The sequence below is a fragment of the Cupriavidus sp. 01T418 genome (assembly GCF_056398885.1).
Genome location: NZ_JBFTQG010000162.1, coordinates 1 through 528 on the forward strand (window position 1 = coordinate 1; position 528 = coordinate 528).

The 528-nt window shown below is 62.5% G+C and carries 1 pseudogene; it reads left to right on the forward strand.

Annotated features, from left to right (window positions below):
- Positions 1–384 (forward strand): annotated as a pseudogene (locus tag AC1DQ3_RS36720) (ISNCY family transposase); the annotation flags it as partial.
- Positions 385–528: the final 144 nt, after the last annotated feature.

The window sequence follows — 528 nt, forward strand, 5'->3', positions numbered from 1 at the left end:
CCGCGCAAGCAGCGCCCGCCCAAGGTCTACCAGCCGCGCAACCGGCGCGCCTGTCTCGGTGAACTGATCCAGATCGACGGCTGCGACCACCGCTGGTTCGAAGACCGGGCGCCGGCGTGCACGCTGCTGGTCTATGTCGACGACGCCACCAGCCGGATCATGGAACTGCGTTTTACCCACTCGGAGGCCACCTTTACGTACTTTGCCGCGACGCGGGCCTACCTGGAGCGCCATGGCAAGCCCGTGGCGTTCTATAGCGACAAGGCCAGCGTGTTCCGCGTCAACAAGCCCAATGCGACCGGCGGCGACGGCCACACCCAGTTTGCCCGGGCCATATTCGAGCTGAACATCGAGGGTATCTGTGCCAACAGCAGCCAGGCCAAGGACTATGCTTCACAATGCACCTCATGGGTCGGGTGGGATGATACTTACGCGGTGACTGCATGTTTACCGCGGGATTTGCATTGATGGCGATACTTCACTGGCGCATCCGCGCCAGGTTGTTCGAAGAGGCACTGCCCCTTGTCG